The sequence below is a fragment of the Dyella sp. genome (genome assembly GCF_051962475.1).
GTDB lineage: Bacteria > Pseudomonadota > Gammaproteobacteria > Xanthomonadales > Rhodanobacteraceae > Dyella_A.
The window spans coordinates 31,578-53,120 of record NZ_JBQCCF010000047.1 but is presented as its reverse complement, the minus strand read 5'-3'; the positions used below and the strand labels follow the sequence as shown (position 1 = coordinate 53,120).

General features: G+C 68.3%; 21 protein-coding genes. 6 read left to right on the top strand and 15 right to left on the bottom strand.

The genetic code is table 11. From position 1 onward, the window contains the following. Positions 1–36 precede the first annotated feature (36 nt). From recF to dnaA, 3 genes are all read right to left on the bottom strand, one after another. The gene (recF, locus tag ACTHJF_RS10540; RefSeq protein ID WP_440267068.1) at positions 37–1,110 is read right to left on the bottom strand and encodes a DNA replication/repair protein RecF; all 1,074 of its coding nucleotides are present in this window, start codon (positions 1,108–1,110) and stop codon (positions 37–39) included. A gap of 97 nt (positions 1,111–1,207) precedes the next feature. After that, positions 1,208–2,308, bottom strand: a complete 1,101-nt coding sequence (gene dnaN / locus ACTHJF_RS10535; RefSeq protein ID WP_440267067.1) for a DNA polymerase III subunit beta — start codon at positions 2,306–2,308, stop codon at positions 1,208–1,210. Between the two features lie 252 nt (positions 2,309–2,560). Continuing rightward, the gene (gene dnaA / locus ACTHJF_RS10530) at positions 2,561–3,910 is read right to left on the bottom strand and encodes a chromosomal replication initiator protein DnaA (protein WP_440267066.1); all 1,350 of its coding nucleotides are present in this window, start codon (positions 3,908–3,910) and stop codon (positions 2,561–2,563) included. Between the two features lie 200 nt (positions 3,911–4,110). Here dnaA and rpmH point away from each other — a divergent pair, with 200 nt between their 5' ends. The 4 genes from rpmH (at position 4,111) to mnmE (ending at position 7,821) form a co-directional block, all read left to right on the top strand. Beyond that, complete coding sequence (gene rpmH / locus ACTHJF_RS10525; protein ID WP_007510029.1) at positions 4,111–4,245, top strand: 50S ribosomal protein L34; 135 nt, start codon at positions 4,111–4,113, stop codon at positions 4,243–4,245. 14 nt (positions 4,246–4,259) lie between these two features. Then, the gene (gene rnpA / locus ACTHJF_RS10520; protein WP_440257700.1) at positions 4,260–4,640 is read left to right on the top strand and encodes a ribonuclease P protein component; all 381 of its coding nucleotides are present in this window, start codon (positions 4,260–4,262) and stop codon (positions 4,638–4,640) included. Positions 4,641–4,701: 61 nt separating this feature from the next. Continuing rightward, the gene (gene yidC / locus ACTHJF_RS10515; RefSeq protein WP_440267065.1) at positions 4,702–6,423 is read left to right on the top strand and encodes a membrane protein insertase YidC; all 1,722 of its coding nucleotides are present in this window, start codon (positions 4,702–4,704) and stop codon (positions 6,421–6,423) included. A 51-nt stretch (positions 6,424–6,474) separates the two neighbouring features. Beyond that, positions 6,475–7,821 carry a tRNA uridine-5-carboxymethylaminomethyl(34) synthesis GTPase MnmE gene (gene mnmE, locus ACTHJF_RS10510; protein WP_440267064.1) on the top strand — a complete coding sequence of 449 codons (1,347 nt, stop codon included), beginning with the start codon at positions 6,475–6,477 and terminating at the stop codon, positions 7,819–7,821. On the opposite strand, the gene rbsK is transcribed toward mnmE, so the two are convergent. From rbsK to ACTHJF_RS10460, 10 genes are all read right to left on the bottom strand, one after another. Next, complete coding sequence (gene rbsK, locus ACTHJF_RS10505) at positions 7,822–8,715, bottom strand: ribokinase (protein ID WP_440267063.1); 894 nt, start codon at positions 8,713–8,715, stop codon at positions 7,822–7,824. It lies immediately after the preceding gene. A gap of 173 nt (positions 8,716–8,888) precedes the next feature. Continuing rightward, entirely contained in the window at positions 8,889–9,503 is a 615-nt protein-coding gene (locus ACTHJF_RS10500; protein WP_431635059.1) for a hypothetical protein, read from the bottom strand. A gap of 36 nt (positions 9,504–9,539) precedes the next feature. Further along, positions 9,540–10,874: an ATP-dependent protease ATPase subunit HslU gene (gene hslU / locus ACTHJF_RS10495; protein WP_440267062.1), complete on the bottom strand. Its 1,335-nt coding sequence runs from the start codon at positions 10,872–10,874 to the stop codon at positions 9,540–9,542. Positions 10,875–11,001: 127 nt separating this feature from the next. After that, a complete protein-coding gene (gene hslV / locus ACTHJF_RS10490) occupies positions 11,002–11,556 on the bottom strand; it encodes an ATP-dependent protease subunit HslV (protein ID WP_431635057.1) in 555 nt (184 codons plus the stop codon). Positions 11,557–11,620: 64 nt separating this feature from the next. After that, complete coding sequence (locus ACTHJF_RS10485) at positions 11,621–12,712, bottom strand: glycosyltransferase family 9 protein (RefSeq protein WP_440267061.1); 1,092 nt, start codon at positions 12,710–12,712, stop codon at positions 11,621–11,623. 128 nt (positions 12,713–12,840) lie between these two features. Then, positions 12,841–13,731, bottom strand: coding sequence for a tyrosine recombinase XerC (xerC, locus tag ACTHJF_RS10480; RefSeq protein WP_440267060.1), 891 nt, complete (start codon positions 13,729–13,731; stop codon positions 12,841–12,843). A gap of 11 nt (positions 13,732–13,742) precedes the next feature. Beyond that, positions 13,743–14,426, bottom strand: coding sequence for a DUF484 family protein (locus ACTHJF_RS10475; RefSeq protein WP_440267059.1), 684 nt, complete (start codon positions 14,424–14,426; stop codon positions 13,743–13,745). Positions 14,427–14,512: 86 nt separating this feature from the next. Next, entirely contained in the window at positions 14,513–15,346 is an 834-nt protein-coding gene (gene dapF / locus ACTHJF_RS10470) for a diaminopimelate epimerase (protein WP_440267058.1), read from the bottom strand. 16 nt (positions 15,347–15,362) lie between these two features. Further along, positions 15,363–15,539 (bottom strand): LPS translocon maturation chaperone LptM, encoded by a 177-nt coding sequence (gene lptM / locus ACTHJF_RS10465; RefSeq protein WP_440267057.1) that lies wholly within the window; start codon positions 15,537–15,539, stop codon positions 15,363–15,365. A gap of 55 nt (positions 15,540–15,594) precedes the next feature. Beyond that, complete coding sequence (locus ACTHJF_RS10460; protein WP_440267056.1) at positions 15,595–16,380, bottom strand: sel1 repeat family protein; 786 nt, start codon at positions 16,378–16,380, stop codon at positions 15,595–15,597. Positions 16,381–16,482: 102 nt separating this feature from the next. Between ACTHJF_RS10460 and ACTHJF_RS10455 the strand changes: the two genes are divergently transcribed. Next, the gene (locus ACTHJF_RS10455; RefSeq protein ID WP_440267111.1) at positions 16,483–17,169 is read left to right on the top strand and encodes a hypothetical protein; all 687 of its coding nucleotides are present in this window, start codon (positions 16,483–16,485) and stop codon (positions 17,167–17,169) included. Between the two features lie 28 nt (positions 17,170–17,197). On the opposite strand, the gene ACTHJF_RS10450 is transcribed toward ACTHJF_RS10455, so the two are convergent. Further along, positions 17,198–17,698, bottom strand: coding sequence for a GNAT family N-acetyltransferase (locus tag ACTHJF_RS10450; RefSeq protein ID WP_440267110.1), 501 nt, complete (start codon positions 17,696–17,698; stop codon positions 17,198–17,200). 257 nt (positions 17,699–17,955) lie between these two features. Here ACTHJF_RS10450 and ACTHJF_RS10445 point away from each other — a divergent pair, with 257 nt between their 5' ends. Beyond that, positions 17,956–19,440, top strand: coding sequence for a RimK family protein (locus tag ACTHJF_RS10445; protein WP_440267055.1), 1,485 nt, complete (start codon positions 17,956–17,958; stop codon positions 19,438–19,440). 4 nt (positions 19,441–19,444) lie between these two features. On the opposite strand, the gene ACTHJF_RS10440 is transcribed toward ACTHJF_RS10445, so the two are convergent. Further along, positions 19,445–21,460, bottom strand: coding sequence for a putative bifunctional diguanylate cyclase/phosphodiesterase (locus tag ACTHJF_RS10440; RefSeq protein ID WP_440267054.1), 2,016 nt, complete (start codon positions 21,458–21,460; stop codon positions 19,445–19,447). Positions 21,461–21,543 lie beyond the last annotated feature (83 nt).

The following is a 21,543-nucleotide window of genomic DNA, read 5'->3' as shown; positions in this document are numbered from 1 at the left end:
GCGCCTTGATGGGCCGGCTAGGGTCTAACCGATAAATTATAGCAGGGGGCTCACCCTGCCCTGTTCCACGTGGAACAAGCGAGCATCGGAGCGCAATGCAACCGGACAATCGGTGCCAGTGACAAGAACCTGCGCCTTAGCGGCGCGAAGCTGATCGATAAGGGCCGCCTGGTGGCGAGCATCCAGTTCCGAGGCGAGATCGTCGATACAAACGATGGGCCATTCACCGGCATGCGTCGCATAGAGCTCCGCCTGAGCCAACAGGCAAGCTACGGCGGTAAGCTTCTCCTGACCACGCGATAGATGCTCGCGTAGAGGCGCATGCTCGTACGCTATCGTCCAGTCCGCCCGATGAGCCCCTTGCGTGGTGTGCCCGCGAGCCATGTCGCGACCACGCTGGGTTCCGAGCACCTCCCCCAGCGCCAGACCGTCGCCCCAGCCCTGGCGATAGCGAAGATCGACGGCGCCCAGCTCAGGCACCAGCTGAGCAGCGTATCCGGCCACCAGGACGCGCAACTCGTCCACATAACGCTCGCGCCAAGTGCCGATCGGCTCCGCCGTGCTCTCAAGCTCCTGTTCCCAAGGGGCGTAGAGATTCGCGAACGGCTCTCCAGCCCGCAGCAGGCTGTTGCGCTGTTTGAGAGCGCGCTGGTACCGGCGCCAAAGGTCCAGGAATTCGTGTTCCACGTGGAACACGCCCCAGTCGAGAAATCGCCTGCGCTCCTCGGCACCCGCGGCGATCAACGCATGCGAGCCCGGATCAAAACTCACCACCGCGCACGCACTCACCAGCTGGGAGATCGGCACGGTCTGCCCGTCCAGCCGCGCCAGCCAGCGCGACCCTTCCCGACCGAGTCCCACCCGCAGCGCTGCGGAGTCGGCACTGGTCAGCTCCGCATAGATCGATAGCGAACCCGCTCCCCTTTGCAGCAGCGCATCCCTGGCACCTGCCCGAAACGAGCGTCCATGGGAAAGCAGGAACACCGCTTCGAGCAAGCTGGTCTTTCCCGCACCATTGGCACCGACGAACACGTTGACGTCCGGACCGAGCTCAAGACTCACGTCCGCCAGGCAACGCAAGCCCTGCACACGAAGCTGGCTCAGCCTCATGACAGCGCTCCCAAAGAAGAACGCCGGAGCGTCTGAGGACGGCTCCGGCGTTCGGCGACAGCGCAGGTGCGGCGGGGGAAGTGCACGCGCTCCGGCGTCAGAGACGCAGCGGCATGATCACGTGCCGGGACTGGTCGTTGTCGTCTTCCTGCACCAGGCAGCTGGACTGCGCATCGCGCAGGTTCAGCCGTGCGCGTTCGCCGCGCAGTGCAGCAAGCGCATCGAGCAGGTAACCGACGTTGAAACCGACAGCGAGATCGGACACCGAGGTGTCGGCCTCGACCTCTTCCACCGCTTCTTCCTGCTCCGGGTTGTGCGCCACGATGCGCAGCTTGCCGGGCGACAGCTCCAGCTTGACGCCCCGGTACTTCTCGTTGGAGAGAATCGCCGCGCGCTGCAGCGCACCGCGCAGCACTTCGCGATCGAGCGTGGCGCGCTTGTCCGCACCGAGCGGAATCACCGCCTCGTAGTCGGGGAAACGGCCGTCGATCAGCTTGGACGTGAACACCACTTCGCCGCGTCGCACGCGCAGGTGGTTGCGGCCGAACTCGAGCTCCACCGTGCCGTCGCCGGTCTCGAACAGGCCGATCAGTTCATTCACGCCCTTGCGCGGAATGATGATCTGTCGCCGTGCCGAAACGGAGCTCTCAAGCTGCGTCTCCTTCAGCGCCAGCCGGTGGCCGTCGGTAGCCACGCAGCGTAGGGTGTGTTCCTGCAGGTCGAGCAGCATGCCGTTGAGGTAGTACCGCACGTCCTGGTTGGCCATGGCGAACGCCGTGCGCTCCATCAGGTCTTTGAGTACCTCTTCGGGCAGGCTGACCTTTTCGACCAGTTCGATCTCGTCGATGGTCGGAAACTCCGACGCGGGCAAGGTCGCCAGGGTGAAGCGGCTGCGACCCGCGTTGAGCGCCACGCGATCGCCGTTGAGCTTCAGCTCGATCTGCGCTCCGTCAGGCAGCGCGCGCACGATATCGAACAGCTTGCGAGCGGGGATGGTGACTTCACCGTCTGCCAGCTTATCCGCCGCCGTGCCGGCGACCATTTCCACTTCCAGGTCGGTGCCGGTGAGGGAAACGCGGCCGTCGGCAACCCGAACCAACAGGTTGGCAAGAACCGGCAGGGTCTGGCGACGTTCGACGACGCCCACGACCTGCTGAAGCGGCTTGAGCAGGGCTTCTCGTTGGATGCTGAATTGCATGAATGGGCGTCCCCTACACTGCTTTTCTGTTTTTAAAAGAAGGCTGGTTGTTGTTGTTGAGGCGGTGCACAAGCCTCAAAACCAATCTTTTGCCTTTCGAATCAATGCGATAGGCGTTTCTGAAGCTGTGCCCGGCGCCTTGGTCTGACTGTGCGCCAATTGTGGATAAATTTCGGTGCCAAAGCATCCCCCTCTTATCCACAGCTTCCAACCCGGCTTATCAAGAACTTGTGTCGCCAGCCTTCCGCCATATCAACCGGTGAGGGTTCGGATCAGCTGCTCCCAGTCCTGACGCATGCGCGCATCGGTCTCGCTGAGCTTCTTGATGGTGCGGCAGGCGTGCAGCACGGTAGTGTGGTCGCGCCCACCGAAGGCCTCGCCGATCTCCGGCAAGCTGTGCTCGGTGAGTTCCTTGGCCAGCGCCATCGCCATCTGTCGCGGGCGCGCGAGCGAGCGCACTCGCCGCTTGGACAGCAGGTCCTGCAAGCGCACGTTGAAATATTCGCCCACGATCTTCTGGATGTTCGGAATCGTCACTGCCTGGGCGTGCGTAGCCAGCAAGTCGCGCAGCGTTTCCTCGGCGAAGTCGGTGGTGATCGGACGGCGGAAGAAGTTCGCCTTGGCCGCCAGCGTGTTGAGCGCGCCCTCGAGATCGCGCACGTTGGAGCGGATGCGCTTGGCCAACAGCATCGCCACGCTCTCGCTCACCTCCACGCCCTTGTCCTGCGCCTTGGACAGGAGAATTGCCGCGCGGGTCTCGAAATCCGGCGGCTCGATCGCCACCGACAAGCCCCAGCCCAGGCGCGACTTCAGCCGCGGCTCGAGCTTGTCCACTTCCTTCGGGTAGCGGTCGCAGGTGAGGATGATCTGCTGCTTGGACTCGAACAACGCATTGAAGGTGTGGAAGAACTCTTCCTGCGTGGTGTCCTTGCCGGCGAAGAACTGGATGTCGTCGATCAGCAGCGCATCGACCGAACGGAAGCGCTGCTTGAACTGGTCCATGCTCTTGGCGCGCAGCGCCTCGATCATCGAGCCGACGAACTGCTCCGAACGCAGGTACAACACCTTGAAGTCCGGATTGCGCTCGCGCATCAGGTTGCCGGCGGCGTGCATCAGGTGGGTCTTGCCCAGCCCGGTGCCGCCGTACAGCAGCAACGGGTTGTAGGCCCGGCCCGGATTGGTGGCCACCTGCATCGCGGCGGCTTTGCCCAGCTGGTTGGATTTGCCCTCGACGAAGGTTTCGAAGGTGTAGTGCGGGTCCAGGTTATGGCTGAACTGGGTAGCCGGTGCCGGCGCGGCGACGCCAGCCGTTGCCCGCGCCGCCGTGGGCGCGCTCGCCGGCCGGCTCGGCGCCGCGCGGGGCGCGCTCGAGCCCACTTCCAGACGCACCGTCAGCGCATGTCCGGTCAGCTGCTGCAGTACGCTCTCGATCAGCGGCAGGTAGCGGTCGCGCACCGTGTCGAGCGTGTACGGATTGGGCGCGAACAACTGCAGCCCCGTGTTCTCGTCACGAGCCTGCAGGGGCATCAACCAGGTATGCAGTTCCTCGGCGCCAAGCTCGCCGTCCAGACGCTCCAGACAGCGCCGCCAAAGATCACTCATGAATGCTTTTCAACCACGGCTGGGGCGCTTTCGCGCGGGGTGGGCCGGCAAGTCTAGCAGTACCGTCCACCGGGTTTGGCACCTTTATCCACACCCCTGTCCACAGGAGATAGAGCGCGTCGCGGGCGCAACAATTGACAGCGCACCGCTTTGTTCCGCATACTTTTCAACCTTTTTCTCAACTTACTCAGGAGGAAGCCATGAAGCGGACCTTCCAGCCCAGCAAGCTCAAGCGCGCCCGCACCCACGGCTTTCGTGCCCGCATGGCCACGGCCGACGGTCGCAAGGTACTCAATGCGCGTCGTGCCAAGGGTCGCAAGCGCCTGATCCCGTAAGCGGCGCGCTGATCGTGCGTGCCGCCGGCTTGCCGCGCGAGGCGCGGCTGTGCCGCGCCGGTGACTTCGCCGCCTTGCGTCAAGCCAGCGGCCGCTTCGGCGGCCGCTGTTTTTCTGTGCGCTATCGCCAGAACGAGCTCGGCCATGCGCGCATGGGCCTGGCCATCTCCAAGCGCGTGTCCAAGCGTGCCGTGGAACGCAACCGCATCAAGCGCCTGGCCCGCGAGTCGTTCCGACGTATTCGCCATGACCTGCCCGCCGTCGACCTGGTGCTGATGGCGCGTGAACAGGCCGCCGGTCTCCCCGGCACCGAGCTGCTGGCCGAGCTCGATGCGCTGTGGCGCAAGCTTGCGCCGTTGAAGCGCGCTCCCGCCGCCGGCACAATCGAGCGTTGACCTTCTTCTCTCCCGTCCTTTCGCTGCGCGTCGGCGCGGTGACCACCGGATCTGCCCCGCGATGAATCAAACGCGCACCTTCCTCCTTTTCGCCATGGTTGCCGTGGCGTACCTGCTGTGGAACGCCTGGGAGAAAGACTACGGTCCGCAGCCGCCGGTGCCGGCCGCTGCCACCACCGCCGGTGCCGCATCCAGCGCTGCTGCCGCCGATGGCAGCGTGCCCGGTGCGAGCGCGCCGACGCCGGCCATTCCCTCGGCGACAGGAGGCTCCGCGCCGGCCGGTCAGCTGGTCACCGTCACCACCGACGTGCTGCGCCTGACCATCGACACGCGTGGCGGCAGCCTGGTGCGCTCGGAGTTGCTTAACTACCCGGTGACGCCGCGCACGAAGAAGAATCCCGATCCCGCGCCGATCCGCCTGCTCGACGACAGCGCCACGCATTTCTTCGCCGCGCAGGATGGCCTGATCAGCGCCAACGGCCCGGCCCCGGACCATCGTGCCCTGTTCCAGGCCAGCGCCACCAGTTACACGCTCGACAAGGGCCAGGACGCGCTGAAAGTGGATCTGGTCTGGACCGATCCCTCCGGCGTGCGCGTGACCAAGCGCTACACCGTGCATCGCGGCAGTTATGTGGTGGATCTCTCGCAGCAGATCGACAACGGCAGCGCCAAACCGTGGACCGGCAACGCCTACCGCCAGCTGCAGCGCGTGGTGCCGCCGCCGCCGGTGCACAGCAATTTCCTGGAGAAGTTCTCCGACCAGTCGCGCTACAGCTTCTTTGGCGTGGCGTGGTACAGCCCGGAAAAGAAGTTCGACAAGCTGCCCTTCGACAAATTCGAGAAGGAGCCGCTGAACCTCGCCATCACCGGCGGCTGGACCGCGATGGAGCAGCACTACTTCGTCACCGCCTGGCTGCCGCCGGCGAACGATGCGGAAACCTTCTCCACCGCCGTGATCAAGGACCAAGACGGCCCGCGCTACCTGATCCGCGACATGGGGCCGAGCATCACCGTCGCGCCGGGCCAGCAGGGCACCAGCGCCGCTCGTCTCTACGTGGGTCCGAAGTTGCGCGAAAAGCTTGCCGCCATCGCGCCGGGGCTGGAGCTCACGCTCGACTACGGCATGTTCTCGATCGTCGCCAGCCCGCTGCACTGGATCCTCAACCAGCTGCACAAGTTCTCGGGCAACTGGGGCTTCGCGATCATCCTGCTGGTGCTGCTGATCAACGTGGCCATCTACAAGCTCAGCGAGGCGCAGTACGTTTCCGCCGCGCGCATGCGCAAGCTCAAGCCGCGGATGGATGCGCTCAAGGAGCGTTACGGCGACGACAAGCAGAAGATGCAGCAGGCGATGATGGAGCTGTACAAGAAGGAGAAGATCAACCCGGTCGCCGGCTGCCTGCCGGTGCTGATCACGATCCCGATCTTCTTCGCCCTGTACACGGTGCTGCGCGAGAGCGTCGAGCTTCGCCAGGCACCGTTCATCGGCTGGATCCACGACCTGTCGGCGGCCGATCCGTACTTCGTGCTGCCGGCGATCTACGTGCTGGTGATGCTTGCCACCCAGTGGATGATGCCGCAGCAGCCGGGCATGGATCCGACCCAGGCGAAGATGATGAAGTTCATGCCGCTGATGTTCGCGGTGATGTTCGCCTTCTTCCCGGCCGGCCTGGTGGTGTACTACATCGTCAACGGCCTGTGCCGTCTGGCCCAGCAGTGGTGGGTGACCCGCCGCATTGATCGCGCCGAGGCCGCCAAGGGCCAGGCGATCGCCAAGGGCTGATTGCATTTACGCCCGCCGCACGCCGCAGCGGGCGGCCGGGAGTGACGCTGCGTGAGTGATGCCGCGACCGTCGACACCATCGCCGCCATCGCCACGGCTTCGGGGGCTGCGGGCGTAGGCGTGGTGCGGGTCTCCGGTCCGGCCGTGCCGGACATCGCCAGCGCCCTGCTCGGCCGTATGCCGTTGCCACGTCACGCGCACTTCCTCGCCCTGCGCGATCGCGACGGTGCGCTGATCGATCGAGGCCTGCTGCTGCACTTCCCCGCACCGGCGTCCTACACCGGTGAACACGTGCTCGAGTTGCAGGTCCACGGCAGCGCGGTGTTGCTCGATGCGCTGCTGCGCCGCGTGTGCGAGCTGGGCGCGCGGCTGGCGCGGCCGGGCGAATTCACCGAGCGCGCCTTCCTCAATGGCAAGCTCGATCTGGTCCAGGCCGAGGCGGTGGCCGATCTCATTGCGGCCCGCTCGCAGCTGGCCGCCCGCGCGGCGCTGCAGTCAATGGAAGGCGCGTTCTCGCGGCGCGTGCAGCACCTGCTCGATGCGCTGATCGCGCTGCGCGTGCACGTGGAGGCCGCCATCGATTTTCCCGAGGAGGAGATCGATTTCCTCGCCGACCCGGCCATCACCCGGCAACTGGATGCGCTACGCGAGGAGCATGCGCAACTGTTGCGCGAGACCGAGCGCGGCGTGCGCCTGAGCGACGGGTTGCGGGTGGCGATCATCGGCCGCCCGAATGCGGGCAAGTCCAGCCTGCTCAATGCGCTGGCCGGCCGCGATCGCGCGATCGTCACCCCGATCGCCGGCACCACCCGCGACGTGCTGCGCGAAAGCGTGCAGCTCGATGGCGTGACGCTCGAACTGGCCGACACCGCCGGCTTGCGCGATACCGATGACGTCGTCGAGCGCGAAGGGGTGCGCCGCGCACAGCAGGAACTGGCCCAGGCCGATGTGGCGCTGCTGGTCACCGAACAGGCGCATTGGGCCGACGACCTCGCACTGCTGGCGGATCTGCCCGATGCGGTGGTGCGGCTGATCGTCGTCAACAAGATCGACCGCGACGGCGCGCTGGGCGCACACGAAGCGGACGCAGCGGGCACCCTGTGGCTGTCCGCGCGCACCGGCGAGAACCTCGACGCCCTGCGCGTTCGCCTGCGCGAGTTGGCCGCCGCCGGCGGCGGCGAGGGCGCGTTCAGCGCGCGGCGTCGCCACGTGCTGGCCCTGCAGCAGGTGGGGAAACACCTGGAGCACGCCGCCGCGGTGCTGACGGCCACCCGCGCCGGCGAACTGGCCGCCGAGGAGCTGCGCCAGGCGCAGCACGCGCTGGGCGAAATCACCGGCAGCTACACCAGCGACGACCTGCTCGGTGCGATCTTCGGTTCGTTCTGCATCGGCAAGTGATCAGCTCGATCGCGTGAGCAGCGCGTCGACCTCGGCCGCGTGGGGCATGCCGCCCTGCGCGCCGAGCCGGGTCACCGACAGCGCGGCCGCAGCGCAGGCCTTGCGCACGGCCTGCTGCAAGCCCTCGCGCAGATAGACCGCCAGCGCGCCGTTGAAGGTGTCGCCAGCCCCGGTGGTGTCGACCACGGGAACCGCAAAGCCGACCTGGTGCTGCGGATCGCCATCGTCGCGGTACCACGCACCCTCGCCGCCGCGGGTGAGCACCACCGGGCACGGCGCGCGCCGCATCAGCGCACGGAAGTCATCGCCCGCATCGGCGCCCAGTACGGTGGCCAGCTCATGCTGGTTCGGCGTGAGGTAGCTTGCTAGCGCAAGCCAGTCGCGCGGCAGCGGCTGCGCTGGGGCGGGATTGAGGATCACCGGCACGCCCAGGCGGTGGCCCAGCCGCACCGTGGCTTCTACCGACTCCAGCGGAATCTCCATCTGCACCAGTACTGCATCGGCGCGCTCGATCGCGCGCTGCGCCGCATGCACCTGCGCCGGTGTGACGCGTGCGTTCGCCGCAGGCACCACGATGATCTGGTTGTCGCCCTCGGCCACGGTGATCGAAGCGGTACCGCTGCCGACGTCGGGCAGTGTCGCCACGTGGGTGAGGTCGACGCCCTCATCCGCCAGCCCCTGTTTCAGGCTCGCGCCGAACGCGTCATCGCCCACCGCACCGACCAGCGTCACCTCGGCGCCCAGCCGTGCCGCGGCCACGGCCTGGTTGGCCCCTTTGCCGCCGGGCACGGTGAGGAAGCGCTCGCCGAGCAGGGTCTCGCCGGGCGTCGGAAAGCGCGCGGCTACGGTCACCAGATCCATGTTGATGCTGCCGACGACGACGATGCGGGCCATGCCGCCTCCGGAGAAATACGTGGGTCGACGAGGATACGCGATGCGCTGCCACCAGGCCGCAGCGTTGGCCCGACCGCGACGTCGAACAAGTGGGCCGCACGCCGTCATCGTCGCCAAGAACGAAAAAGCCCACCGCATGGGTGGGTCTTCTATTTGCAACAGAGAGGGGCGAGTTACTGCGCGCGCCCGACGCCCGAGTCGCCCTGCTCCAGCGGCGGCGGCGTGCCGGCCACGGCGAGCAGCGACTGCGCGTAACCGTCTTCCAGGCTGATCGTGGAGACCTCGTCCCACGAGAAGAACGACGCCTCGCGCAGCCATTCGGCGTCGGGTGTGATCTCCTGCATGTTGAAGCCGTCCTCTTCCACGCTGAGCAGGCGCCCCACGTAACAGACCTCGGCCTCTTCCTCGCTGTCCACGTGTACGCCGATCACCGGCGCGAGTTGACCGGCAGCCTGCACCACCTCGCGAATGCCGTCGAGCGGGAAACCGCGCGGCACGCGTGGCAGGATGCCCTTGAGCGCCAGCGCTTTCTCCATGAACACGTGGTGCGTGTCCGGCGCTTCGAGCTCAGTGATGTCGCGGTGGCGCATGACGTACATGCCGTCGTAGGTGATGGCATCACCCACCACCCAGAGCAGGAAGAACTCCCGCCCGACGCCGCCCACGTAGCCACAGAAGCTGCCGTGCTCCAGCTCGCCACGCCACAACCGGATCAGCTGATGCTTCTGCTGCGCTTCGCGCAACTGGGCACGCTGGCCGGTGACTTTCAGTTCGATGACCTTGCCCATAACGCCCATTTTAACAGAGGGGGTGCGTTCGCTTGTTCAGAGGATGTAGCGGCTCAGATCCTGGTCCTGCACCAGGTCTCCCAGTGTTTTATCTACAAATTCGCCGTCGATAAGGTATTTTTCGCCGCTTTTGTCCGCCGCCTCATACGAGATGCTCTCCAGCAGCCGCTCCATCACGGTGTGCAGGCGGCGGGCGCCGATGTTCTCGGTGCGCTCGTTGACCTGGAACGCCACCTCGGCCAGCCGGTCGATCCCCGACTCGCTGAATTCGATGGTGACGCCCTCGGTGGCGAGCAGGGCGACGTACTGCTTGGTCAGCGCGTTGTTCGGTTCGCGCAGGATGCGCTTGAAGTCGTCCACGCTCAGCGCCGACAGTTCCACCCGGATCGGCAGGCGACCCTGCAGCTCCGGAATCAGGTCCGACGGACGCGCCAGCGAGAACGCGCCCGAGGCGATGAACAGCATGTGGTCGGTCTTGATCGGGCCGTACTTGGTGGACACGGTGGAGCCCTCCACCAGCGGCAGCAGGTCGCGCTGCACGCCTTCGCGGCTGACCCCGGCGTGGCCGTGGTCGGAGCGCTGGGCCACCTTGTCGATCTCGTCGATGAAGACGATGCCGTGCTGTTCGGCGGCGAACACCGCCTGGGCGCGCACCTCCTCCTCGTTGAGCAGCTTGCCGGCCTCCTCGTCGATCAGCAGCGGGCGCGCCGCCTTGATCGGCAGCTTGCGCGTCTGCGTCTTGCCGCCGCCGATGTTCTGGAACATCTGGCGCAGCTGGGCGCCCATCTCCTCCATGCCGGGTGGCGACATGATCTCCACGCCCACGTTCATGGCCGTTTCCAGCTCGATCTCGCGCTCGTCCAGCGCGCCTTCGCGCAGCTGCTTGCGCAGTTTCTGGCGGGTGTCGCTGTCGCTGGCCGGCGCCGGATCGTGGCTCCAGTCCGCCGGCGCCTGCCGGCGCGGCAGCAGCGCGTCGAGGATGCGGTCCTCGGCGCGGTCCTCGGCCTGCGAGCGCACGCGCTTGACCGCCTGCTCGCGGGTCAGCTTGTACGCCACGTCGGCCAGGTCGCGGATGATCGATTCGACGTCCTTGCCGACGTAGCCCACCTCGGTGAACTTGGTCGCCTCCACCTTCACGAACGGCGCGTTGGCCAGCGTGGCCAGCCGGCGCGCGATCTCGGTCTTGCCCACGCCGGTGGGGCCGATCATCAGGATGTTCTTCGGCGTCACTTCGTTGCGCAGCGCCGGCTCCAGCTGCATGCGCCGCCAGCGGCTACGCAGCGCCACGGCCACGGCGCGCTTGGCGTCGTGCTGGCCGATGATGTAGCGATCGAGTTCGTTGACGATTTCGCGGGGGGTCAGTTCGGACATGGATCTCACCGGGAGTCGGGGTTTGCGCCATCCCGGCGGCAGTCGGAATCCAGTGCCTCGATACGTCGACCCTGAACTCCGGCGCACGCCGGCATGACGCTGGAAGAGCGCGCGGGCGCGAGGTCTCCTACAGCTCTTCGATGGTGGTGTTGTGGTTGGTGTAGATGCAGATGTCGCCGGCGATCTTCAGCGACTTCTCGACGATGGTGCGTGCATCGAGCTCAGTGTTTTCCAGCAGCGCCTGCGCCGCGGACTGCGCATACGGGCCGCCGGAACCGATCGCGATCAGGCCGTGCTCGGGTTCGAGCACGTCGCCGTTGCCGGAGATCAGCAGCGAGGCGTCCTTGTCGGCCACCGCGAGCATCGCCTCCAGCTTTCCGTAGCGACGGTCGGTGCGCCAGTCCTTGGCCATCTCCACCGCGGCGCGGGTGAGGTTGCCGCCGTGCTTGTCCAGCTTCTGCTCGAACAGCTCGAACAACGTGAACGCATCGGCGGTGGCGCCGGCGAAACCGGCCAGCACGTCGCCCTTGCCGAGGCGGCGGATCTTGCGGGCGTTGGCCTTCATCACCGTGTTGCCCAGGGTGACCTGGCCGTCGCCGCCGATCACGACCTTGCCGTGGCGACGCACCGAGACGATGGTGGTGGCGTGGAACGATTCCATGGGGTTTCCGCTCAGGGGCACGAACTGCCCTGAGTGGGGTTCACCGCGTGTGATTGCAAGCGCGCCAGCGGCGCGGCGGGTGGGCTCAGGGCGTGCTGACAGGCGCCACTGGCAGGGCGCCGAGAAAGGCTATCGCCGATCCCGCGGTCAGCGCCGCATCGGCGCCCTCGTCCACCGCCACCGCGCCATCGTGCGGTCCGTAAGGCCGATAGCGCGCGAGGTTGGGGCGGGTGAACAGCCCGAGCGTCGGCGTGCCGCTGGCGCAGGCCAGATGCATCACCCCGCAGTCGGCGCTGATGTAGGCGTCGCACGCAGCGATCAGCGCAGCCATGCGGCGCACGTCGCTGGAGTAGAACGCGGGAAAGCGCCCGTCCAGTTGCGATTGGCCGTGCGCCGCCACCATCTCGATCACCCGCAGCGCCGGATCGTGTGCGGCCAGCGTGTCGATGAACGCCTGCCACCAGCCGCCGGGCAGGCGTTTGCTGCCGGTGGCGTTGGGAAAGATCGCCAGCACGCGTCCGCGGCGCTGCGTCTGCGCCGGCGTGCCGAGCAGGTTCGTCAGCGTCGCCGCACCGGCAGCACGTTCGTCGTCGCGAAGCACGATGTGCAGGCGCGGCGGAACGGTCGCAGCTATCTCCGGCAAACCCAGCGCGCAGCGCAGCACGTGCACGGCATCGAGCGCGAAGTGGCCGCATGAGCGCGCCCAGGCATCACGCCAGGCCGGATCGGCCTGTTCCAGCTCGCGCGCGTCGGCGGGTGGCGCCAGCCACTGGCGCGCACCGCTCCACTGCGCCAGCCAGCGGCCGGAGCGAGAACCGCGCACGCAGTCGATCGCCAGGTCGTAGCGGCTGCGCCGCAGCTCGTGCAGCAGGCGCAGCAGGCGCAGCGGATGATGCCCGGGCCGACGCGTGAGCTGATGGATGCGGCGCACCTGGCGGAAGCCGGCGAACACCTCACCGGCCGCTTCGCAGCCGGTCACCACGTCCACCTCCGCGCCGGGGAAGTGCCGCTCCAGCTCGCTCAGCAGCGGCGTGACCAGCAGCGTGTTGCCCAGCCGGTGGTTCGGCCGCAGTACCAGGATGCGATGCACGCCGCGCGAGGACAGCCCGCCCAGCGTGGTCACCCGGCCGGCCTCCGCTGCACGCGGCAACGCCAACGCGCCGGGCGTCGTGAGCATGCTTGGCGTGGGAACGGGCGCTGTCATGGACGTGCCGCGGGAGTGGCTGACTGCGCCGAGTCTCACCGCGGCCGGCTTTCAAAGCGCTTACGTACAAACGTGCGGTCCGGGCGAACGGAGCTCGCCCGCTACTTGCGCCGCGCGCGCGGATGGGCCGCGTCGTACACCTTGGCCAGGTGCTGGAAATCCAGATGCGTGTAGATCTCCGTGGTGGCGATGTCGGCATGGCCGAGCAGCTCCTGCACGGCGCGCAGGTCGCCGGAGGATTCGAGCATGTGGCTGGCGAAGGTGTGCCTGAGCAGGTGCGGGTGGATGCGCTTGGCGCTGCCGTGCGCGAGCGCCAGCGTCTTCAGCCGGGCCTGCACCGTGCGCGGGCTGATCGGCGCGCCGCCACGGCCGCGGAACACCGGCGTGTGCGCCGCCATGCCTTCGGCCTGGCCCAGCGCGCGCAGCGCATCCACCGCGTGGCGGCCGACCGGCACGATGCGCGTCTTGCTGCCCTTGCCCAGTACGCGCACCTCGCCGCCCTCCAGGTCGAGGTCGTGCCAGCGCAGGCCGGTGAGCTCGGACAGGCGCAGGCCGGAGGAATAGAAGAGCTCCAGCATGGCGCGGTCGCGCACCCCCAGCGCGCCTTCGCCGCCGCCCTCGACCAGGCTGGCCGCCTCGTCCACGTCCAGCACCTGCGGCAGCTTGCGACGCACCTTCGGCCCGCGCACGCCCAGCGCCGGATCGTGCGCGAGCAGCCCTTCGCGACTCAGATGACGGAACAGGCTACGGCACGACGAAAGCAGCCGCTGCAGGCTCTTCGGCGAGAGCCCCGCACGGTGCTCAGCGGCGATGAAGCGGCGCATGGCATGGGTGTCCAGCGCGGCGAAATCCGCCAGGCCCTGCGCGTCCATGAAACGCAGCAGCTTGGCCAGGTCGCGCCGGTAGCCGGCCAGCGTGTGCGGCGAGGCCTGCCGCTCGCTGCCCAGTCGCGCCAGCCACGCGTCGAGCTGGGCCTGCGCGGCGACCGTCACGGGTTTAGCGCTCAGCCGAGGTCGCGCGCGCGCATCAGCGCGGCGGTGATGGTGGCGGCAATCATCTTCAGGAACAGCGTGCCCATGCCGGGCTGGAAATGGTCCGCATCGCTGGAACCGATCGCCAGCAGGCCGAGCTCGCCCAGCGGCATCACCGCGGCCGAGCGCACGTCGGCCGCGCGCGGGCCGAACAGCCGCTGCAGCCGTTCGCTCGACAGCCGGCCGGCGATCGGTTCGTGGTGGGCAAGGAAGTCAGCGAACTCGGGCAGGCCGGCGCGTCCTTCGGGCACCTGCAGCAGCCAGTCGGCGGGCGGCAGCGTGGCCGGCCCGAACAGCACCAGCCGCACCTGTTCGGTGTGGAAGTCGGCGCTGAGCTTGGCGATCACGCTGCGCGCGGTGACCTCCGGCGTGTTGGCGCGCAGCAGCGCTACGGTGAGTTCATGCACGCGCTTCATCAGCCGCTCGTTGTCCGCGGCAATGGCGATCAGCTCGGCCAGCCGCGCTTCCAGGTCGGCGTTCTTGTCGCGCAGGCTCTGCAGCTGGTACACCGCTAGCGAGGCTGCGGCACCCTGTTCGCGCGGCATCGTCAGCTGCGCGGCGAGCTCGGGGTAGTCGGCCAGGAAGCCGGGGTGCCGACGCAGGTAGGCAGCCACCTGTTCGGGCTGCAGCGTCTGCTCGGTCGCGGTGTCGGTCATGCGGGCGGATCCTTCAACACGTCGAGCCGCCGGGACGGCGGCACCGGCCGAGTGTGCGGCCTGCGCGTGCGTACATCAACGCTAGCTCAAGCCAGCCACTCGCCCTCGAACACGAACGCTGCCGGCCCGCGCATCCACAGCGTATGCCCGATCCCGGGCCAGCGGATTTCCAGCGTGCCGCCGGGCAGGTCCACGCGCACGCGCTCGTCCACCTCGCCGCGCCGGCGCAGCACCGCCATCGCGGCGCAGGCGCCGGTGCCGCAGGCCAGCGTCCAGCCGGCGCCACGTTCGTGCACGCGCAGGCGCAGGTGGTCGCGTGCCTGCGGTTCGACGAAGCCCGCATTGGCGCCGTGCGGAAAGCGCGCGTGGCGGGTGAGTGCCGGCCCCAGCGTGGCCAGCTCGGGTGCCTCGATCGAAGGCACCACCAATACGGCGTGCGGATTGCCCATCGACACCGCACCCATTCGCAGCGACTGACCGTCCACGTCGATGGCGTAATGGTCGGTCTCGGCCTCGGCCACGAACGGCACGCGTGCAGGCGCGAACACCGGTTCGCCCATATCCACGGTCACCTCGCCGCCCGACTCCACGCGCACCGCGACCGGACCCGAGGGGCTCTCCAGCCGCACTGTCTCGCTAGCGGTCAGCGCGCCGGCCCGGTGCAGCCACGCCGCCACGCAGCGCGCGCCGTTGCCGCACTGGCCCGAAGGCGAGCCGTCGGCGTTCCAGATGCCGTAATAGAACGCACACGACGGGTCGCGCGGCGGCTCGATCGAGAGCAGCTGGTCGAAGCCGATGCCGGTGCGCCGATCGGCCATCGCGCGGATGGTCGTCGCATCAAGCGCCAGCGGCACTGTGCGGGCATCGATGACAACGAAGTCGTTGCCGATGCCGTGCATCTTGCTGAAGCGCTGGCTCACCGCCGAACCCGTCCGCTCAGGGCTGGGCCGGCGTGGCGTCGGCACCCACCGTCGCGGCGGGTGCCGGTGCAGATGCGGCGGCAGCCGGCGCCTGCGGCCGGGCCGGCAGCACCAGCGGGCCCTTGTTGCCGCAGCCGGCGAGTGCGGCACTGGCAAGGGAAACGATCAGCGTCACGGCAAGCAGGCGGCGCATGGCAAGGTCCTCATCCGACGAACGCCGAGTATAGCCGGCGCTTCCTCGCCCACTGCTAACGGCGCGGTGCCGCCGTGCTCGACGCTGGCGCAGGATGCCCCGGTTGCAAGGCACCGACCGTCACGGTGCCTTGGTACTGCGCGTCACGCGTCTGGAAGTACAGCTTCGGATCCCATTGCTCTTCGGCATACATGTCGTTGCTGCCACAGCCCTCCCCGCGTAGACCCACCTTGGCGGCGCGCAGGCAGCCGGCGCCGGCCGTGCCCGAGGGCCCGACCGCCACATGGTCGACGCCAGAATCGAACCCGGTGTGCGAGCCGGTGATCTGGCTACGGTAGTAGCGAAGCTCGGCGATCATCCGCGGCTTGGCATGTGCGTCGTCGTAGGTCGACGCGAGCGTGTCGCGCTCGGCGATGGCCTGCGTGCGCTGTGCCTGCGAAAGCGTGTTCCAGATGCCGTCGCGCGTTGCCGCGAAGCGCGGATAGCCCCGCTCGGCCGAGAGCGCCGTCCACGCCCACGCTTTCACCGGATCGCGCTTGACGCCCTGGCCCTGCAGGTACATCAGGCCGATGCTGAGCTGAGACACCTTGTCGGCGTAGCGTGCCCCGATGGTGAACAATCGCATCGCCTTCGCGTAGTCGCCGCTCGCATACGCGGCCATGCCCTTGTACTGGCCGAACTGGTCTGGATGGCCCCAAGTGCTGGCGTCGCGCATGCCGTCGATGAGGGCGCGCACGTCGCGGTCTTCCGGACCGCTGGCGGGCGCGGCCTGCGCGTGCAGCGATGTGGTACTGGCGAGGGCGAGGGTGCCGATGAGGGCAAGAACGAGCGAACGTTGCATGGCGATCCTCCTTGGTCGCGTGGGGCATCGGCTAACCTTATGCGGAATCACACCGTCATGTCCCCTGCCGCTCGTCCTGCGGCCACCTGCCCGGAGAGCCCCGTGAACTGGGAGCACCTGCTTGCCCTGCCCACCACCGTGATCTTGCTGGTCGCGGGCGCCCTCGCGCTGGTCGCCCTGCTCGCCGCCATCGCCAGTCGGCAGCACTGGCTTGCGCGGCGGCGCGTGCTTGGATCGCTGTCGGCGCTGCTGGCGCTCGCGTGGCTGGTGCTGGCCTTGCTGTCGGCGGGGCTGGGCCTGAGCCTGCGTGGCTATCGTCGGCTGGCCAGCGAGGAGCCGGTGGTGGCGATCGATGCGCGCATCCTCTCACCGCAGCGCTGGGCGCTCATGCTCACCTGGCCGGACGGCAGCACGCGCCAGGTGGGTCTGGCCGGCGACGCGTTTCGCCTCGAGGCGATCGTGCTGAAGTGGAAGCTGCCCACGCTGCTGGCCGGGGTGTCGCCCCTGTATCGGCTCGATCGTCTGGACGGCCGTTATGACGATCCGCAGCAGGAGGCCGACGCCCCGCGCACCGTGATCGACTTCCGCCAGGCCGGCGCGTGGGACCTGCTGGCGCTGCGCCGACGCTATCCGGCGTGGTTGCCGATGGTCGACACGGTGTATGGCAGCGGCGCGTTCCTGCCGCTGGTCGATCAGGGGCATTACACGGTGAGCCTGATGCGCAGCGGTGCACTGGTGGCGCGCCCGGACGAGACGACCGCGCAGCGGCTCGACGAATCGCTGCGCTAGGGCCGTGCCGTGGCGCCCCCGGCGACCCTCAATCCAGACGCTTGCCGTAGCGCCACGCGTCCGAACCGTCCTCGTAAAAACCGGTGAGGCGGCCGAGCCGCTGGTAGCCGAGCCGCTCGTACAGGCGGATCGCGCTGGCGTTGTCGATGCGCACCTCCAGCCGCAGCTCACGGCAACGGCGCTGGCGCGCCGCCCGCTCCACCGCGGCAAGCAGCGCCGAACCCACGCCTTTGCCGCGCGCTTCCGGCCGGCTCGCCAGCGAATACAGCCGTGCCACGCCGCTGCCCTTGCGATAGAACACCACCGCCGTGCCGAGAAAGCGCCGATGGTTGGCGCTGGCCACCAGCACGCTGGCGCTGTCGCTGTCGAGGTGACGGCGGTACTGCGCGCGGCTCATCCGGTCGCTGTCGAAGGTGGCGTCTTCCAGGGCGACCAGGTCGTCCAGATCGGACAGTTCCGCGCGGCGCACGCGCACCGGTGCGGTGGCGGGCGTGGCCGTGACGGATGCGGCGGAGTGGGCAGCGTTCAGGGCAGTCGGTTCCAGCGGCAAAAGGGCGGGCGGAGCATGCGGCGCCGAGTGTCCGGCGGGCGTGACGAGCGCGGCACTGTAGTGCAGCACCGGTTCCACCGCATCCCTCCCGATGGCGCCTGCTGGCGCGGTTTACTCGCCCTTCAGTGCGGCCGCTTGTGCGCCGCGACGGCTATGCGACACTGCGCGCCTTGCGCCGCGCCACCTCCGTGGGTTCCTGCGACGACGCATTCCCCACTGCGCGTATCGAAGGTGTCATGACCCGTCTGGTCATCGTTGTCGAAAAGGCCTCCGACTGGGGCTCCTACTATCCGTCCGTCGACGTGATGAGCGCGATGGACTACCTACGCGAGCCGATCGGCACCGACGACGAGCGCACCCACGTCATCAACCTGTGCCGCAGCTACAAGTACCTGGGCACCGGCTACTATGTGTCGCTGCTCGCCGAGGCGCGCGGGCACCGCGTGATGCCCTCGGTGCGTACCATCAACGACCTGCGCCGGCGCTCGCTGTACGGCCTGGACATCGACGACCTCAACAGCAAGCTCACCCACTTCCTGCCGGCCGGCGGTCGCGACACCACCGACTTCGGCATCCTGGTGTACTTCGGCGAGACCGCCTACCCCGCGCTGCAGGATCTCTCGCGCCAGGTGTTCGAGATGTTTCCCTGCCCGCTGCTGCGCATCGAGTTCGAGCGCGAGCGCGTGTGGCAGGTCGCCTCGATCAAGCCGGTCGGCCTGCACACGCTGGACGATGCCCAGGAAGACGCGTTCGCCACCGAGCTGGACCGCTTCTCCAAGAAGCTCTGGCGCAAGCCGCGCGCGCGCAAGCGCTACCGCTACGACATCGCCATGCTGGTCGATCCGAACGAGGCGATGCCGCCGTCGAACAAGAAGGCGCTGAAGTCCTTCGTCGAGGCCGGCAAGGAGCTCGGCATCGAGGTCGACCCGATCGGCAAGAACGACTACCAGCGCCTGGCCGAATACGACGGCCTGTTCATTCGCGAGACCACCGCCAGCGACAACCACACCTATCGCTTCGCCCACCGCGCGGAGAAGGAAGGCATGGTGGTGATCGACGACCCGGCCTCGATCCTGCGCTGCACGAACAAGATCTTCCTCAACGACCTGATGGTCTCGCGCAAGCTCGCCGTGCCGCGCACCGAAATCCTCTACCGCGAGAACACCAAGGGACTGAAGGAGATCGGCGAGAAGCTCGGCTTCCCGATCGTGCTGAAGATCCCGGACGGCTCGTTCTCGCGCGGCGTGGTGAAGGTGGAGGACGCCGCGGCGCTGGAGAAGGCCGCTGGCGAGCTGTTCCAGCACAGCGCTCTGCTGCTGGCGCAGGAGTTTCTCTATACCGAGTTCGACTGGCGCATCGGCGTGCTCAACCGCGAGCCGCTGTACGCGTGCAAGTACTACATGTCGCGCGGCCACTGGCAGATCTACAACCACGGCGCCAAGGGCACCGCGAAGTCAGGCGGCTTCGAAACGATCCCAGTGCGCGACGCGCCGAGCGAGGTGGTGAAGCTCGCGCTGAAGGCCACCAACGCGGTGGGCGATGGCCTGTACGGCGTGGACCTCAAGCAGGTGGGCGGCAAGCCGGTGGTGATCGAGGTGAACGACAACCCGTCGATCGATGCCGGCGTGGAAGACGTCTATCTGGGCGAAGACCTGTACCTGCGCGTGATGCAGGAATTCCTGCGCCGCATGGAGCACAAGCGGCTCGGCATCGGCCGCTGAGCGCTCAGGCGTCGAGCGTGCGTACGGCGGGCTGCTCGACCAGCAGCCGGGCCACCTGGCCGGGCTCCAGCGGACGGCCGAACAGGAAACCCTGACCGGTGCTGCAGCCGGCCTGCCGCAGCCAGCGCGCTTCCTCCTCGGTCTCCACGCCCTCGGCAATGGTGTGCAGGCGCAGCTTGCGCGCCAGCGCGATGATCGCCTCGGCGATCTCGCGGTCGTGGTGCGAATGGCGCGCGCCGTGCACGAACGACTGGTCGATCTTGATCGCGCGCGCCGGCAGCTGGCGCAGGTGGCTGAGGCTGGAGAAGCCGGTGCCGAAATCGTCGATGGCGATGCGAAAGCCCAGCGTATCCAGCTCGCGCAGGTGACGCAGCGTGGTGTGCACGTCGGTCATCGCCGCGGTTTCGGTGATCTCGAACTCGATCGCGTCGTGGCCGAGCCCGGCCTCGGCCAACGTGCGCAGCAATGCCGGCACGAACTGCGCGCCCTGCACTTCCTGCATCGACAGGTTGATCGCCACCGGCACCAGCGGCAGGCCCTGCGCGCGCCACTGGGCGATCTGTCCGGCCACCTCGCGCACCACCGTCTGGCCGAGCCGGGCGATCAGCCCGCAGTCCTCGGCCAGCGGAATGAACACCGATGGCGGCAGCGGCCCGCGAGTGGGATGCGCCCAGCGCGCCAGCGCCTCCAACCCCACCAGCTCGCGGGTGCGCAGATCGACCTTTGGCTGGTAGCAGACGCGGATCTCGGCGCGCGCCAGGCCTTCGCGCAATTCGGTGGACAGCGCCAGCCGCTCGCTGGCCTGCTGGATCATCCGAGGCTCGTAGAAACAGAAGCCGGCCTTGCCGCGCTGTTTGGCGGCATACATCGCGATGTCGGCGTGTCGCAGCAGTTCGGCGGGGTCCTCGCCGTCGCCGGGGAACATCGCCACGCCGATGCTGGGTGTGGCGGTCACCTTCTGCCCGGCCACCACTACCGGCGCGCTGACCTGGGCGAGGATCTTGTCGCAGATCAGGCTCAGGTTGCCGCGGCTGCGATAGCGCTCCAGCACCACCACGAACTCGTCGCCGCCGAAGCGGGCCACGGTGTCGCGCGGACGCACGCTGGCGCGCAGCGCATCGGCCACGCAGCGCAGGAACGCGTCGCCGGCCTCGTGGCCGAGCGTGTCGTTAATCGACTTGAAGCCGTCCAGGTCGATGAACATCACCGCCACCTCGAACCCCTCGCGGTGCGCCTGCGGCAGCAGCTCCTGCAGCTGCGCCAGCACCTTGGCGCGGTTGGGCAGGGCGGTGAGTACGTCGTGAAACGCCTGGTGCACCAGCGCCTGGCGCGCCGCCTCCAGCTCACCGCGGATCTGCGCGGCCTGGCGCGCCAGCTCGCGCTGCGCCCGCAGCACCACGGCGGCCAGCAACAGCACCAGGGCGCAGATCACCACGGCCGCGGCCGCCGGCGCGCCGGCATCATCAAGCCGACCGATGGCCGCATTGCCACGGGCGAACGCCCGGCCCAGCCACGGCACGGCCACCACGGTCACGCCGAGCACCGCCGCGGCCAGCCCCGCCCTGGCGCGGCTCGGCGCCGGGCCGCGCAGCGCCAGGGCCAGCACCGCACCGGCGATCGCGCAGGGCAGCATGCTGGCGAGGTCAGGCCCCGCACCGACGCCGTCCAGCGCCAGCCGGTTCGCCAGCGCCAGGCCGCTACCCAGCGTGATACCGGCCAAGACGGGGGACGGCGTGCGCAGGCGCTCCATCAACCACAGCGCCATCGCTGCCGCCAGCCACGTGGTGCCGAACGCGGCGGCGCCGCGCAGGTCGCCCAGCCCGGCCGGGATGGCGCCACCCAGCTGCCAGCTCGCCCACACGCCGACCGCCAGCACTGCCGCGCCGAAGCCCAGCCACAGCGCCGGTACCGCTCCGCGGGCGCGGGTGACGCGGCCGAGCACGTCCAGCGCCAGGTAGGCATGCAAGGTGGCGAGCGCGCTCAGCAGTGCGGGCAACCAGAGGTTGTCAGGATGTGCCATGCGGCCTCGTGCAAAGGCCTGCGGCCGCGAAGGGCGAGGCACTGAAAGACGATCAGGAACAGTCCGTCTTTTAGCACAGGTGC